This is a genomic window from Paenibacillus xinjiangensis, from assembly GCF_059686975.1.
Genome location: NZ_JCAALS010000050.1, coordinates 1 through 15,856, shown reverse-complemented (window position 1 = coordinate 15,856; position 15,856 = coordinate 1). Strand labels below are relative to the sequence as shown.

Annotated in this window: 16 protein-coding genes; 4 read left to right on the top strand and 12 right to left on the bottom strand. The window is 48.3% G+C overall.

Annotated elements, in window-relative coordinates; all coding sequences use genetic code 11:
* Window positions 1-457: 457 nt before the first annotated feature.
* The 5 genes from AC6ESP_RS29070 to AC6ESP_RS29050 form a co-directional block, all read right to left on the bottom strand.
* Complete coding sequence (locus AC6ESP_RS29070; protein WP_497100272.1) at window positions 458-1,432, bottom strand: amidohydrolase family protein; 975 nt, start codon at window positions 1,430-1,432, stop codon at window positions 458-460.
* A gap of 50 nt (window positions 1,433-1,482) precedes the next feature.
* On the bottom strand, window positions 1,483-2,979 hold the full coding sequence (locus AC6ESP_RS29065) for an ABC transporter substrate-binding protein (RefSeq protein WP_497100271.1): 1,497 nt from the start codon (window positions 2,977-2,979) through the stop codon (window positions 1,483-1,485).
* Window positions 2,980-3,045: 66 nt separating this feature from the next.
* On the bottom strand, window positions 3,046-3,927 hold the full coding sequence (locus AC6ESP_RS29060; protein ID WP_497100270.1) for a carbohydrate ABC transporter permease: 882 nt from the start codon (window positions 3,925-3,927) through the stop codon (window positions 3,046-3,048).
* A gap of 19 nt (window positions 3,928-3,946) precedes the next feature.
* The gene (locus AC6ESP_RS29055) at window positions 3,947-4,879 is read right to left on the bottom strand and encodes an ABC transporter permease (RefSeq protein ID WP_497100269.1); all 933 of its coding nucleotides are present in this window, start codon (window positions 4,877-4,879) and stop codon (window positions 3,947-3,949) included.
* 38 nt (window positions 4,880-4,917) lie between these two features.
* Window positions 4,918-5,871, bottom strand: coding sequence for an amidohydrolase family protein (locus tag AC6ESP_RS29050; RefSeq protein WP_497100268.1), 954 nt, complete (start codon window positions 5,869-5,871; stop codon window positions 4,918-4,920).
* Between the two features lie 201 nt (window positions 5,872-6,072).
* Between AC6ESP_RS29050 and AC6ESP_RS29045 the strand changes: the two genes are divergently transcribed.
* On the top strand, window positions 6,073-7,734 hold the full coding sequence (locus AC6ESP_RS29045) for a PucR family transcriptional regulator (protein WP_497100267.1): 1,662 nt from the start codon (window positions 6,073-6,075) through the stop codon (window positions 7,732-7,734).
* A gap of 129 nt (window positions 7,735-7,863) precedes the next feature.
* On the opposite strand, the gene AC6ESP_RS29040 is transcribed toward AC6ESP_RS29045, so the two are convergent.
* From AC6ESP_RS29040 to AC6ESP_RS29015, 6 genes are all read right to left on the bottom strand, one after another.
* A complete protein-coding gene (locus AC6ESP_RS29040; protein ID WP_497100266.1) occupies window positions 7,864-8,817 on the bottom strand; it encodes a peptidoglycan-binding domain-containing protein in 954 nt (317 codons plus the stop codon).
* 254 nt (window positions 8,818-9,071) lie between these two features.
* Window positions 9,072-9,356, bottom strand: coding sequence for a hypothetical protein (locus AC6ESP_RS29035; protein WP_497100265.1), 285 nt, complete (start codon window positions 9,354-9,356; stop codon window positions 9,072-9,074).
* Between the two features lie 61 nt (window positions 9,357-9,417).
* Window positions 9,418-9,855: a hypothetical protein gene (locus AC6ESP_RS29030; protein WP_497100264.1), complete on the bottom strand. Its 438-nt coding sequence runs from the start codon at window positions 9,853-9,855 to the stop codon at window positions 9,418-9,420.
* A 21-nt stretch (window positions 9,856-9,876) separates the two neighbouring features.
* Complete coding sequence (locus tag AC6ESP_RS29025) at window positions 9,877-11,322, bottom strand: DEAD/DEAH box helicase (protein ID WP_497100263.1); 1,446 nt, start codon at window positions 11,320-11,322, stop codon at window positions 9,877-9,879.
* Between the two features lie 175 nt (window positions 11,323-11,497).
* The gene (locus tag AC6ESP_RS29020) at window positions 11,498-11,869 is read right to left on the bottom strand and encodes a hypothetical protein (protein ID WP_497100262.1); all 372 of its coding nucleotides are present in this window, start codon (window positions 11,867-11,869) and stop codon (window positions 11,498-11,500) included.
* Between the two features lie 7 nt (window positions 11,870-11,876).
* Complete coding sequence (locus AC6ESP_RS29015; protein ID WP_497100261.1) at window positions 11,877-12,608, bottom strand: response regulator transcription factor; 732 nt, start codon at window positions 12,606-12,608, stop codon at window positions 11,877-11,879.
* 203 nt (window positions 12,609-12,811) lie between these two features.
* On the opposite strand from AC6ESP_RS29015, the gene AC6ESP_RS29010 reads away from it, so the two are divergent.
* The 3 genes from AC6ESP_RS29010 (at window position 12,812) to AC6ESP_RS29000 (ending at window position 14,986) form a co-directional block, all read left to right on the top strand.
* Window positions 12,812-13,522, top strand: a complete 711-nt coding sequence (locus AC6ESP_RS29010) for a glycosyltransferase family A protein (protein ID WP_497100260.1) — start codon at window positions 12,812-12,814, stop codon at window positions 13,520-13,522.
* A gap of 132 nt (window positions 13,523-13,654) precedes the next feature.
* Complete coding sequence (locus AC6ESP_RS29005) at window positions 13,655-14,614, top strand: TRM11 family SAM-dependent methyltransferase (protein ID WP_497100259.1); 960 nt, start codon at window positions 13,655-13,657, stop codon at window positions 14,612-14,614.
* A gap of 90 nt (window positions 14,615-14,704) precedes the next feature.
* Entirely contained in the window at window positions 14,705-14,986 is a 282-nt protein-coding gene (locus AC6ESP_RS29000) for an alpha/beta-type small acid-soluble spore protein (protein WP_497100258.1), read from the top strand.
* 85 nt (window positions 14,987-15,071) lie between these two features.
* On the opposite strand, the gene AC6ESP_RS28995 is transcribed toward AC6ESP_RS29000, so the two are convergent.
* The gene (locus AC6ESP_RS28995) at window positions 15,072-15,494 is read right to left on the bottom strand and encodes a DUF1284 domain-containing protein (protein WP_497100257.1); all 423 of its coding nucleotides are present in this window, start codon (window positions 15,492-15,494) and stop codon (window positions 15,072-15,074) included.
* Between the last annotated feature and the right edge of the window lie 362 nt (window positions 15,495-15,856).

Genomic DNA, 15,856 nt, shown 5'->3' with positions numbered 1-15,856 from the left:
TACACCGTGCATGCTCGCATATCTTGTCGCCTTCCACTTTCGGATTAGATGAATGCATCGTAGCACTAAAAGAATGCAAATGTGCAGTTATTGCTAAAGCTGTGCCTCAGATAGAAGGATATACCTGCAATTCTGCAGGTATATCAGCCTGGACTATTCCTAATTGGAGATACGGAGAGCAAAGCATGTACTTTTGCAGTTATTACTGACCTGGGACAAGATAGAGGATAAACAGAATGCACTATTGCAGGTCTTTTTATTTTTATAGTGTAGTCCGTTGCCAAAAGTCAAAGGGGCTTTGGGATTGTCTTCTCCGTTAAGCGGCAGCGGAGCTGACGAATGATTCTGGAGAAGCGATAGCGTTCGCCTATGTTTCCGGATGACATTTTGGCTAATTGTTCACCGTCATCCAGAAACAACAGCGAGCGTAAGAACATTCGTCTGCGCAGCAGCTGGTTTACGTTAAGATACCATTCAATGCCTGCTCAATACGAGGAAAGAGTCGGAACGCATTCTCATAGGCGATGGCTTTCACATTGTCCTCACCAAGTCGCGCCGCTTCCTCCATCACCAGCTCCCGCTGCATCTTAGCAATACCGTCCGATGCCCATGGAATATCAGCTCCGAACAGGATGCGAGACGGGTCGACCAGCTTCTGAAGAGTGCCCATATTGAGCGTAGCATCGTAATAAATGCCGTCCAGCTTAGCAATTTCCCGATCGAAATCCTCACGCGTAGGGTCCATATGATAGCCCACATTATTCGCTCCATTCCGATGCCCGAATACAGCGAGCGCGATTCTCCATTTGATGTAAGGAACCATGCCTCCTGTGTGCGGAAGAATAAATCGAATATCCGGGAATCGCTCGAACACATCATGCACCGCTAATGTCGTAGCTGCACGCGTCGTGTCGAAGGTTCCCTCCAAGAGAGCTGGACTAAGGCCCGCAATATGCTCTTTGATGAGAATCGGATGAAGGAAGACGACTGTCTTGCGACGGTTCAGCTCCTCCAGCAGCTCTGTATATTTCGGATCGCTCAAGTATTGGCCCTGATAGCTCGACAGCATCGCTACGCCATCCAGCTTCAGCGTATCCAACGCATATTCCACTTCCTTAAGCGTCCCTTCTGGATCCGGCATCGGCAAGGTCGCGAATGCGCCATACCGCTTCGGATAGAGTCGGATGTATTCGGCCATTTCCTCGTTCACTTCTCTTGCCAGTCTGTTGGCTGTTGGCTGATCGACGAACGTCAGATCGGAAGGAGCAGACAAGATCGAGTAGGTAAAACCGGCAAGATCCATTTTCTCAAGGCCGTAGGTCGGTGTCCACTTTGGCATGAAGCTCGGAATTTCTATGTTCATAGCCCTTTGCTGCTTCTGAAGTGCACTGGAAACAATATGATGATGAACATCTATAATGGGGTAATTCATTCGTCTCATCTCCTAATCTAGTGGTTGAATAATAGGTTAACAGTTATACCTTACTTGCCATTCTCCTTCAGCCATTCATTCAGCTGCTTCTGCTTCTCTTCTATAATTTTATCTGCACCTGCTGCTTTCGCTTTCTTAATGTATTCAGACAACAGTGACGGGTCAGCTGTACCGGTTGTGAATCCTACGTCGTATTGATTGCTTACATTCGATACTGCAGTAATGAGTGCTTTCACCGGCTCAATATCGAAGCTGAAGCCCATCGCTCGCGATTTGACCGCGTCCTCATTAAGTTTTTTCATATCTGCCCACATCTCGGGATTGTTGCCTACCCATATGCTGGACAAGAAGTTGTTGCCGACTACAAATTGGTTGGAATCATACCCCGTCGTTGTAGCTTCATCCGGCTTAGCGATCAAACCGTCAGCGTTCTTGACGTAGTGCTTGCCTTCAATGCCATTCGTGAATAGATTGATAACAGCCTCATCACTGTAGAACAGATTGAGTACGGCAATGGCTTTCTCAGGGTTCTCGCTATTTCTAGCCAGAGACATCATATTAGAAGAGATACTGTTCCGAGTCATATACGGATCAAACATCGGAACACAGACCAGCTCTGTTCCAGCAGATATCGACTCCGTATAGCAGTCATTGATATTCCTCATCGTAGAGAAGGCTTTGCCTGCCTTCAGCAAGCTTCCACCTGATTCTTGTGTCGTCGCAATATCTTTGTTGAAATAGCCTTTGGTATACCATTCACGCATCAGTTGAACCATTGCGGCATACTCTGGCGTCTCAATACCGTTCACTAGATTGAAATCTGTTCCTTCGAATAAGAGACCGCCTGATGTTATACCTAATGGGTCAGAATACAGCATACCGATTCCAGGGGCCTCCGAGGTGTTGTAGCCTACCATCGGAGCCACCCCAGGCTCTGTATCCTTAATCACCTGAAGGACTTCTCCTACAGCTTCCCATGAGGTCAGCTTAGAGCTGTCGATCTGATGCTTCTCAACCAGATCCTTGCGCATCATCAGAGCTGGGGTCAACGCCCATGCTTTAATACTAGGAACACCATAGGTCTCGCCTTTAATCTTGCCTGCATCTGCAACGATTCCCGATACTTGCTCCGAGATCCCTGCCCCATGAGCAGCTATCAGCTCATCCATTGGCAGCAGCTGTCCCCGGCTCACTTGCGAATCGAATCCGAACCATACGCTGGAGTAGACCAGATCGAGCTTTTCACTGCCTGTTAACATGAGGTTCATTTGCTGTTCATAGTTAGAGCCGTTGATTGGTACCAGCTTAACCGTAGCATTGATTTTCTCTAATGTAATTTTACTGATGGCATCCTGTACGAGTCCCACATCGGTTACATCGCCGAATGCTGGATAGGTCATAACAACCTCATAGGGCTTGGAACTACCCCCATCTCCTGTGCTTGCAGGGCTATTATTTCCGTTAGCACTGCCGCATGCCGATAACACCATAGCTAGAATCATGACTACTGCGATTAAATCTGCCCTGAACCTCATCTGTTTCCCCATTGTACAAACCTCCGCTCTCTATTTTGTTCTATGCCAAACCGAATACGCCAGCATTCGGGATAAGCCTTATCCTTTGACTGCCCCTACGGTCAGACCCTTAACGAAATATTTCTGAAAGAATGGATAGGCACAAATAAGCGGCAGCACACCAATGACTGCGATTGCCATTCTAACAGTGGCCAAAGGGATGTCTGTAGCAGCACTCGTCTGTCCAGACAAGTTGTTCTGCTGCAAGTATTGCGCATCCGAGAGCATCCGGTTCAGCAGGTTCTGAATGCTGTAGAGCCCCCCGTCAGTTATGAATATAAGGCCGTTGAACCAATCGTTCCAATACGAGATCGTCAGCATTAGACCGATTGTGGCCAGACTCGGCAGCGCAAGCGGCATAACAATCTGGTAGTAAATCTTCCATTCATTCGCTCCATCCACATAAGCCGATTCAATGACCTCATTGGGAATCGAGACAGAGAAGAAGCTGCGCATGAGCAGAATGAAGAATCCATTCGTTAATAGATTGGGGAGAATAAGCGCCCAGATCGTATTTTTGATATGAAAAATTTCCGTGTACACGAGGTAGAAAGGAACTAGACCACCATTGAACAGCAGTGTGAAAAAGACGAGAAACGATAAAATGGTTTTGAATGGAAGCACACTTCGGGATAGAGGGTAAGCAAGGAGACTGGATATGAGGAGTCCCGCAGTCGTTCCGACAATCGTAATGAAGGCCGTAATGCCGTAAGAACGAAAGATCGTTGTAGACTGATTGAACAAATAAGAATAAGCCTCTAGACTAAATTTCTCAGGAATTAAAGAATAGCCGTTCTGAATAATGCTGGTCTCGTCTGTAACCGAGGCTGCAAGCAGCAGCAGGAACGGAAATATCGCAGCAAGCGCAAGAATGATAAAGAAGACATGGATAACATATTGATTCAAGTGATTGGATTTCATCTGTGCCCACCCCTTTTCTCTAGAACAAAGCTAAATCGCGGTTTTTCCGACGAACGATATAATTCGTGAACAAGACAAGAACGAAGCCGACCGCTGACTGGTATAATCCCGCCGCCGAAGACATCCCTATATCACCGAAAGTCATCAGTCCGCGATACACGTAAGTATCGATTACGTCTGTTGTAGTCTGAAGGGGACCCGAATTAAGCGGTACTTGATAGAAGAGACCGAAGTCGGAATAAAATATTCTGCCGACATCAAGCAGCAACATAATGATAATCGTAGGCAGAATCATTGGAATCGTAATGCTGCGAATCTGCCTCCATTTGCTGGCTCCGTCGATCATCGCAGCTTCGTAATAGCTCTGATCAAGCCCCACAATGGCCGCCAAATAAATGATGCAGAGGTAGCCTACGCTTTTCCACAAATGAACCGTTGTCAGAATATAAGGCCAATACTTTGCTTCCGAGTACCAGGCAATTGAGTCAATTCCGAATATCGGCAGTATGTAATGATTGATGAAGCCATTCTCTTCGTTCAGCATAGCCAGCACCAGATACGCGATAATGACCATGGAGATCAGGTAAGGAAGAAGAATGACGCTCTGGTATAGGCGTGAGAATATCCGCTTGCGTACTTCGTTCAGCAATATGGCGACCGTAACAGCGAGCACCATGCTAAGAAGGATGAATGTCCCATTGTACAGAATCGTATTCCGTGTAATAATCCAAGCGTCCTGCGTCTGGAACAGATACTTAAAGTTATCAAATCCCACCCAGTCACTTCCGAGAATCCCCTTGGCGTAATTAACGTTCTTGAAGGCAATAATCACTCCGAACATCGGAAGATAATTGTTCATGAATAAGTAGGCAATACCCGGAAGAGCCATCAGCAGCAGGAGCCAATGTCTTTTTACTTTTTTTAACTCGGTACGAAAGCTTGATTGCTTCATATGAATTGCTCACTCCCTTCCACTATTCCGTAACCGTACTACTGTCCTAATCGCTCTCTTAGTCTAGGAAACAGCTTCAAGGCATTGTCATAAGTGACAGCTCGCAGGTCCTCCTCCTGATAGGTGTTCATAACTGTCTCCTTCTCATAGCGGTACATCCCTTCTGTGAAGTAGAGACTATCTGTTCCGAACAAAATTTGTGAGCTAGGTACGATTTTCTCAACAGACCCGAAATTAACGGCTGTATCGACATACAGCTGCGTGTCCACAATCGCAATATGCCTGTCGAAATCCTCCTGCTTCGGCTCGCTCAACACACCCTCCTGGCCCATGCAGGCCATCGCAATTCGCCACTTGATATAAGGCACCATCCCACCGGTATGAGGGGCGATGAACTTGATGTTCGGATAGCGTGCCAGCACCCCGGTTACAGCGAGAGAGGTTACTGCCCGCGTCGTATCAATGGTCCCCTCAAGCAAAAAGGAAGGCAGGTTAGCAACTGTAGGAGATTTGATCGTCGGGTGCATCGTCACGACTGCATGACGGCGATTCAGCTCTGCGTACAGCTCCTCGAACTCTGGATAGCCCAGATACAGATCACCATAGTTGGTAATCAAGCCTATGCCGTCCATCCCCAGCACATCCAGCGCATACTCAAGCTCCTTGAGTGATGCATCCACGTTAGGCATAGGGAGTGTAGCGAAGGCGCCGCATCTGGTTGGATAATCCTGTATCATTCGAGCTGCACGCTCGTTAATAAGGCGTGCAAGCTTATTCGTCAATGCTTGGTTGCCGCATTCCAGACTCGCAGGGGTCGTATGGGAGAGTACTGCTGCATCCACTCCGATTAGGTCCATTCTGGCGATAGAGTGCTCCGGCGCCCAATCAGGATACATGTGAGAGGAAAGAACGGGATGATCTTTCATTAAATTAACAGCCTCAGGAACGGCTATATGATGGTGAACATCGATTAGTAGCTTCTTGCTGCTCATTGCGGAACACTCCTTATAATAGTTGTTAGGTTATGTGACATGTTTGCTCTTATATAAATAATAATGCCTGCAACCCTCACTGTCATTGTCTGTAAAGTCCAAAAAAACCGAAAAAACACAGATGAATAGCACAATTCTATTTACATTCGCCCTAGTTGGTGTTAGATTTTGTATCATAACATTGTATAGGGAGGACTAAGCGTGCTGCTTAAAAACCTGCTAGAGAACCCTATTTTCTCGAAGTCGCATGTATTAGCCGGCCAAAATGGACTTCAACGGATGGCACAATCGGTTAATATCATGGATGCCCCCGACATTATTAATTATTTGAAGCCAGGCGAGCTGCTGTTAACGAACGGTTATTTCATTAAGGAGAAGCCGGAAGATCTTCTGCAATTAATAGACAGCATGGACCAGCTAGGCTGTTCAGGACTTGCAATCAAGACTAAGCGATTCTCTTTGGACATTCCCCCTGAAGCATTAAGCAGAGCCGATAGCATTTCATTCCCTATCATTGAGCTGTCAGAAGTCGACCACTCCTTGGGAGAGATCTTCCAGCAGTCCACGAGCTTCATTCTCGACAACAAAAATCATGAGCTCCAATATTCGCTGTCCATTCACAAGCAATTCTCTGCCATGATCATGCAGGGACAAGGAATTCCTGAGCTGTTAGATGCTCTCCAGCAATTGTTGAGCTCGCCAGTTCTCATACTCACCCATAAGCTTCAGCCGCTTGCTCAATCCAATCAATTTCTTCAGCCGACTGTACAGTCGCTCATCCCTACCATTATTGCTGCTCTAGAGACTTCCTCCCATGTACAAGCTGCCGCTTCCTTCAGTCTGTTAATAGACGGGATGGTGGAGGCTTACCGCCATATTGAGCTCTATCCGATTCATACTTATCGCCTAGAAGGCTACCTTGTATCGTTCAATCAGAATCAGCCCCAAAGACGGCTGCTCGCTCTAGCTATTGAGCAGGCAGCTAACGTGATCAGCATGGAGATGACGAAGAACCAAGCTGTGAAGGAGCGCTCGCGCCGTTACAAGAATGAATTCTTTTCTGACTTAATTGATGGCTTTATGTCGGAGCAGGAAGTCATTCATCGCGGCAAAAAATACGGCTTGCGTCAAGGCTCTATGATTCTTATCGCAGCCAAAGAGGATGAAGCGCTGCCTAATGCTCCGAGATTGCGCAGCGCATTGTCCGACGAGCAATCGATATCGAAGCGCGATATGCAGTATGAGCTCATCAAAAAGCGATTCTCCACTCTCGGCTGGCCCTTCGTTATGTTCACTCGCAGTGATGTGTTCGGCATACTGATGTTCATGGAGGAAGGCGATTGGGATGAGGCTGCATTCACGAGGGGGCTTCATGTCGTTACCGAGGAGCTCTATGAGCAATCGGGACTCAGCTTGTCACTTGGCATTGGTCATCCCGTCACTAATGTGCTTGATATTGGCTTAACCTACAAAGAGGCTGTCAAGGCACTGCAAGCAGGCTATCAGATGAGCAAAACAAGGTTTGTACAATCGTATCAGTCCAACGATATCAGCTACCTTCTACGCATGCTCCCTCATGAGGAGCTTAGACATTTCTACGAGGAGACGTTCAAAGGCTTCTCTGCTGTAAACGATACGGAACGCAAGGAGCTGCTTCGCACCTTACATATGTTCTACAACAATCAATGCCAGCTTCTCGAGACTGCGAAGCAGCTATTCGTACACCGCAATACGGTTATCTATCGATTAGACAAATGTGAGAAGCTAACGGGGCTGAATATGAAAGATGCCTTGGAGAGCTTGCGCTTCCGGCTTGCCTTCGCCATCGAACCACTTCTGAAGTCGAAGGAATTGTCAGGCTGAGTCCTCACAAAACCAAAAAAACCTAACTATTGTTAGGTTTCCCGGGAATACAGGGCCGCCACAGACATAGACGGTCAACCGTGCAATATGACCTGTTAGCCGACAGCCCTGTTCATTTATTAACCAGCCTTAACGCAATTGGTTAGGCGCTTGATTCTCGCTTGGTGCAGGCTTCGCATTCGGTGCTGGGTTTGCATTCGGCGCGGGATTCGCGTTCGGTGCTGGATTCGCTGGAGCTTGTCCGCCGCCACCGATTCCTTGGCCGCCGCCTTGACCTTTGCCTGCTCCGCCGCCACCGATTCCTTGGCCGCCGTTTTGACCTTTGCCTGCTCCGCCTCCGATTCCTTGGCCACCGTTTTGACCTTTGCCTGCTCCGCCGCCGCCGATTCCTTGGCCGCCGCCTTGACCGCCTGCTCCGCCGCCACCAATTCCTTGGCCGTCGCCTTGACCGCCTGCTCCGCCGCCACCAATTCCTTGGCCGCCGCCTTGACCGCCTGCTCCGCCGCCACCAATTCCTTGGCCGCCGCCTTGACCGCCTGCTCCGCCACCACCAATTCCTTGGCCGCCGCCTTGACCGCCTGCTCCGCCGCCACCGATTCCTTGGCCGCCTCCTTGACCTTTGCCTGCTCCGCCGCCGCCAATTCCTTGGCCGCCGCCTTGACCTTTACCTGCGCCGCCGCCGATTCCTTGACCGCCGCCTTGGCCTTTAATGCCTACCTTGCCTTTTCCACCGCTTTTCGCCTTAGCGGTAGGGTACTTCGCTTGTCCGTAAGAGTAAGTAATCGCTTGGAATGTTTTATTATCCACAGCGCCTGTGACCGGAAGCCCATGCATTTTTTGATAATGCTTGACTCCTTTAACCGTCAAATTATCGTATTTGCCGTTAATTGGACCAGCATAGCTTCCTACCGATTTCAGCATGCCTTGAATCACGTAGATATCCGGGCCATGCGCCCCTTTTCCGACTGCCAAGCTTGTGCTTGGCATGCTCAGCATGAGAGTACCTGCTAGCAGAGCAACGCCAACCGTTTTCCCAATTTTCCCTGTTGTCTCCCGGGAGAGAATGCGCCATTCCCAATTCATCGAACAGACACCGTCCTTCTACTAGTTTAATTTGCTTTTCACACGCCTTACTATTCCCAATAAATTTCATTATGCTGTTTGTAAAATTTGGTACATTATAGGATTTACTGGCTATCTACTCGACCGAAAACTACTCTTAGGCGCTGATAAGAACGCCAAAAAAGCCTTCAACACCACTATAAAAGTGGAATTGAAGGCTAATGGGCATATTCCTATATCGAACACACAATTAAACTTATGGGCGACGATAGTCCTTAATCGACGTACCCTGCAAGGCCTTGCTCAACTAAGTAGTCCATCTCGGAATCAAGAATGGTCTCCACCTTCAGCTCGTCCAGCTTAACATCCGAACGGCCAAGAATGTAATCAACCAGCTCATCGCTGTCAATCTCGACTTCACCATTCTTATCTTCCTTAGCATTGTTGATGAATGCCTGCTCATGCTTCAGAACCAGCTTGATGCTTGCTTGATCGATATTCGTTTTACCTGCAATGAATGCGATAAGCTCTTGCTCATTGATCTGTTCTTGGTCACTCATTAATCGTCATCTCCTTCGTTGTTCTCTTCGTGCATTGTACCATAATATAAGCTGTAGTCCACTATTTCGCACGCAGCAGAAGGCCGAGCAGCAAGCCGTATATACCGTGGCCAAGCAGCCACCAGAGAAGCGCTGGCATGCTCATCAGATCTGGCGTTCGCTCCGACAGCAGTGTGGTGGGGTAGAGGAGGATTCCGATGAGAAGACCTGCCGCAATGCTGATATACACTTTGGTGTTAGGCAGCCATGGCCTGGCACGCAAAAGCCCGAGCATCAGGATGCTGACGAAGATTGACATCAATATGTGCAGCATGAACTCGATGAGCTCCGGCAGCTGTACCCGATTAAGAACGGGAATATAATCGACATTCAGCAGCAGCGTATATACCTTAAATGAGGTCAGCAGCTGGGCGCCTTTTAGGAAGAGGCCGAGCCCAATGCCTGATATTAAGCCCGCTGCACAAGCGTATACCCATGGAAAAGATCCACTCTTCGCCATTCAGCTCTCCCCTATTCCCTTTTACCTATTGGCTTTATGCACCTTCAGCAGCTTGCCCTTCACCGTCGTGTTCTTCATCACCTTGATTACATGCGGGCCCTTGCCATTAAGAATCTCTACATAAGTGACATTATCCTGAATCGTAATAATGCCAATATCATCGACAGTAACCCCTTCAATTCGGGCAATCGTGCCCACGAAATCCACCGCTCTCAGCTTCTTCTTCTTGCCGCCATTGAAGTACAGCTTCATGATTTCTCTATTAATAAGCTCGCTCTTGTCCCGCTTCAAGCTAGGCTGATTATTGATTTTCTCTTGGAATGCCGCAGCATGCTCCGCTACTTCATCCTTGGTAGGCGCCTTCCGTCTCGTAATCTCGAAGCCGATGTAGCCTTCGATCTCTGCCAAGCGACGATCCTCTTGAGGTGTTACGAAAGTAAGGGCAATACCCTCTTGGCCTGCTCGTCCGGTTCTGCCTGTACGATGCACATAGCTTTCTTTTTCCAGCGGCAGATCATAATTGATCACATGAGTAATGTTCTTAATATCGATGCCACGTGCGGCTACATCCGTCGCAATCAGATAGCGGAACTGTCCTCTTTTGAACGCATTCATGACTTCAAGACGCTCTTCTTGCTCCATCCCGCCATGGATTTTGTCACACGGATAGTCCAGCTCAGCCATTTGTCTGAACAGCTGATTCACATTCTCCTGAGTCCGGCAAAAAATAATACAGCTATCGGGATTCTCGACCATAGCTACATCATTCAGCAGCTGCCACTTGCCAGCTTCCTTCACTTCATAGACAGCATGCTCGATCTGCGCTGTCGTGAGGCCTGCTGCCTTAATCTCAATATAAGCAGGATGGTTCATATACTTGCGGGACAGCTTCTCAACATCCTCCGGCAGTGTCGCCGAGAACAGCATCGTCATCCGCTTCGTTGGAAGCTCCCGAATGATGGATTCCACCTGCTCAATAAAGCCCATGTTCAGCATCTCATCTGCTTCATCAATGACCAGATACTCGAGCCGCGACAGCGTAATCGTTCCTCTGGCAATATGGTCAAGCACACGCCCCGGCGTACCTACAACCACATGGGTTTTTTGCTTCAATTCAGCCTGCTGGATGTGAAAAGGATGCTTCCCATAGACAGCGGCAGCCTTAATCCGTTTGAATCGGCCAATGTTCGTAATATCCTCTTTCACCTGAACGGCAAGCTCCCTCGTCGGTGTCAGAATTAACGCCTGCGGCTTATTCTCGTTCCAGTCCACCATGTCACAGATCGGAATACCGAAGGCTGCGGTCTTGCCGCTGCCAGTCTGTGATTTGACGACTAGATCCTTCTTGTTCATCGCCACAGCCATCACTTCACGCTGAACCTCTGTCGGCCTCTCGAAGCCTAGGCCCTCTAATGCTCTGACGATCTCATCGCTTAATTGATAATCCTTGAACTGCTGTTCACTCATGTAGCAACCTCTTCTATTGTGTATTATGGAGCTTGCGCTCGCACTGTGCCATTTCTCTTCGCCTTAGCTATCCTTCATTATACTCGAAGTAGAGCAGCTATTAATCGATTTCTCTATTTTATTAATAGTATTGGCACAAGAGCGAGCTTACACTCCACCCTTTATCTATACACAACTAAACAGTATGCTCCACTTTGACAGCCTCCGTCTTCAGCGGCTTAAGGAACAGCGCTAGACCAAATGCCGCTACCGCTAACAATATGCCAGTCCAAAATGCATACTGGACACCCATTGTCAGTGCCGTAGCTTGTTCTTCGGAAGTCGGAGCTATCTTCCCCCTGAGCGCAGAACGCTCGCCCAGCTCCATGATCGAGATGAATAGCGCTGTACCAACTGCACCCGATACCTGCATCACTGCACTCACAATTGCTGTTCCATGCGGGTACTCTGCTGGGGCCAGCTGGTTCATGGCTAATGTCTGAGCGGGCATCATAACGGAAGCTGTTGCGCCCATCAGCAGAACATGCAGCAGCATGACCTGCCACATTTCACTGCTAGGGCCAAGCATCTGCAGGCCGCAGAACGCTAGCAGCACCCAGCTTGTAACCAATGCCCCATAAAGTCTTGATATAGATCGGGTCCGAAGGATTATCCTCTATCTTCTCGCGCAGCCGGCTAATATGTACATTAATGACGTTCTCATCACCATAATAGTCATCCTGCCATACCGACCGGTAGAGCTGCTCCTTCGTAAAAACTTTGGTCGGATTGGTAACAAGCAGCGTCAATATTTGCCACTCCTTAGCCGTCAGCTTAATAGCGGCTCCACGTTTGCTCACAGCAATATTCGCAATATCCACTTCCAGCTCACCAATTCGGATAACAGGCTGCTCAACCTCTCTTACCGATCCAGCATAGACAGTCGCCCTTCGGATAGCAGCCTTCACCCTCGCCAACAGCTCGATCATAGAGAAAGGCTTAGCCAAATAATCGTCCGCCCCATAGCCTAACCCGAGCGCCTTGTCGACATCACTATCCTTCGCGGAAAGAACAAGTACAGGTACGGCACTACAGCTGCGAATCTTCGTCAGGAGCTCCAAGCCATTCAGCTTAGGCAGCATAATGTCCAATATAATCAATTCATAGGAGGAGGAGCTCTGGAACAATCGGAGCGCCACTTCTCCATCCTCTGCATGTATCACCTCGAAGCCCTCCAACTGCAAATAAGCCTTTACCATATCACTAATCGCAGAGTCATCCTCTACGAGTAGAATTGAATGCTTCATTCTTTCACCTTCCAGCATGATTTTGTTTATTTTAACAAATCGGGCTAGAAGCTGTATAGGTTATCCTGATGTGGCAAGTAACGGAATTAACATTCTTCACCTAATCATACATAGCTTCAATAACCAATGGTTTTCGCCCATATCCATCTAACTACAAATGAATATGGTTAGTAATAAGCATGAATGGAGGGGTTATTAGGCAGATGGCGACCAAGAAGATCATCGTCGGAATTGAATTCAATAACCGTTCAGCCAAAGGCGGGGTTTATAAAGTCGGGTTAACGAAAAAATGGATTGAATACCGTATTGCCATATTTATGCGATATACGCTGCAGAGCTTGAAGAAGCAGACCAATCAGAATTTCACGGCGCTAATCCGTTACACGGAGAGTACAGAGAAGATCATTCGGAAGACGCTGGGCAAATACAAAAAACTGCCGAAAAACATTATTTTCGTACCTGATGAACAATATATTGAAGCCCAGAAGAAGCATACTGGCGATAAGGAGCTGCTCTATCTGGTCCGGCTCGATTGCGATGACACCTATCATAAATCCTTCATCCAGCAGCTGCACCAGTATAAGCCTAAGCCAGAGACTCGCGCTCTAATTAATCAGAAAGGATATATCTTCGACAAGTTGGGACGGCGCATGGCTGCGGTGAAGAAATCCTCCCCGCCATTCTACGTGTGGATCTATAAGGCAGACCGCTATTTCGCAGGAGAGCGCTACAGCGCTCCTGGAGGACATCCCGCCGTTATTAAGCATAAGCATGAGATTCTAACGAAGAATGGCAAACGCAATTATATGGTCGTCGTCCATCAACATAATACGCTCAATCAGAGACTGCTCAAGAAAAAGAACTTCATCAGCAGCCGTACGAAGGTGAACAAGATCCTTCAAGGTTTTATTTGAATTTTATTTGAATAAGAGGGTAATCGACAGAGGGCTTACAGCGCACAGGCTCTCTTAATTTTGCTTTTTCCGAGGAATAAGGCTATCGTTTGAGGTAGACTTTTACTTCAATAGATGAGGAATGGACCCTAATTGATGAATGTACAGCAGCAACCTTTGTATATATATACCTATGCCTACCGTGAGGAGGAAGCCTCATTATGCCGTCTGGAGATGCGCGCTTTCTTCGGCGGGAAAGAATCCCACACGAGTATTATGATGAGTGACGTTGGAGTGGAGCCCCATCGCAGCCCGTTCCTAAGAGAACGTCTTGAAGTGCTGTACGACGGCGATACGCTGCCCCAAATCTGGGAGCAAGTCGAGCAGCTTGTTCTCGCGGATTCGACCTTCAAGGTCATTTATATCAAGACGAATGATCTTGCCCCTGCTGACAAAATCGAGTTCGACGATCAGCGCGTCATTGAGCGGGAGATCGGCGTTCATATCGATGCAGAAGCCGACATGCACCATCCGGATTATACTTACGGGATTATTACGGTCGGCGGCAGATGGTACTTCGGCCATTACGTGAAGAGCAAGGCTGTCTGGCTGGAGCATATGCAGAAGCCGCGCAACTACTCCATCGCACTCAGCACCCGTGATGCTAGAGCGATCGCCAATATTGCCGTTCCACATCCTAAGGGAATAACAGCGATTGATCCCTGCTGCGGCATCGGAACGGTTCTGATCGAAGCGATGTCCATGGGCATTGATATCGTCGGGCGTGATATTAATCCATACGTCGTGCAGGGAACACTCGAGAACCTGGAGCATTTTGGACTCGCAACGGACGTCACGCTAGGCGATATATCCGATGTAGACACTAGCTTCGATGTAGCCATCATTGATATGCCTTATAACCATTATTCAAGAACGACACCAGAGGAGCAGCTATCTCTGCTTCAGCAGGGCTGCCGAATCGCGAATCGAATTGTGCTAGTAACCAATGACGGTCTGGAGGAGATGATCGCAGAGGCTGGGCTTGCCATTATCGATCGCGGCTTTGTCCGCAAAGGCGGCTTCATCCGCCAAATCATCGTTTGCACAAAATAAGTGAAGGTACCGCCTTGCTCATTCATAATAGTGCCGTTCACAGGGGATTTTAAGATTGCAGCACATTTGAATGAGAAGGTGGTGTTAGCGTTGTCCAGAAGGAACCGAAGACCACTCGTGCCTGGAGCAAGACAAGGACTGCAGAACTTCAAAACAGAGGTTATGCGCAAGGAAGGCTTTGCTGTAGATCCAAGTCGTCCGGATGATGTGAAGTTCGAGGTGGCTAAGGAGCTTGGCGTTCCGCTGCAGAATGGCGATAACGGAGATTTGAGTACAGAATCAGCCGGACGTGTAGGCGGGCGGATCGGCGGCTCAATGGTACGCGAGATGATCCGACTTGCACAGGAGAAGCTATCCAATCAGGAGCCATAACCATGCTAGGGACTAGCAGAAGAACGAACAGGAGCTTCCACCCCATCGGGATGAAAGCTCCTGTTTATCGTGAAATCGCCTTACCTTACACCGGCAGCTCGCGGAGCTCTCTATTGCTGCGAATATGAGCAATGCCCTCTTGGCATAAGCCAAGCGGCATCCACGGGCAGTCTCCGCACAGCCGGTCAATCGCATTAGGCAGTACACCAGCTGCAACTGACTCCGTTATATCCTTCCAGCGAGCCCGACTGCCTATCGCAAGCCCGATTTCCTGTAGAATTTCACGGTCCTTACGATACACCGTTCTATTATGGCAATGCGATGGCTGGTCCGTGGGGAAAGCGCGGCAGATCGCATCCGGCCCCTCTACAACCTCAATCTCCGTCTCTGGGTGCAAGCGAAGCTGCTCATAGATCTCCGACATGTTAGTGCAGAAGGACTCTGAATATCCCTTACCTCTATAGCCCAGCAGGCAAAATAAATGATGGCCACGAAGAAGAATGCTCATGCCAGCTCCTCCTCTTATCTCAATTGTTAACCGAATTATATCACACGAGTTAACAATGAGGTCAATCCCAAGTTCGGAATTGAGGTGGAATAGGCGACGGTCCGGAGGCTGAGCTCCTTGCTGCGCCTAGGCTGCATTCCATACAGTTTAATCAGCTTTTGCCTGAGGAAACATCTTCACACTGCATTCTATACAATGGAATTAGCATTTGTCGTCGCTAACCACGATTTTGAGGAGATTCTATTGCACGAATGCAGCTAGAATAAAAAGTGGACACTCGTTAAGTGTATGAGGATAATGACAATAACGAGAAGGGGTGTCCTGTATGGAGAAACAACCACGTAATCAATATACAGAAGAGT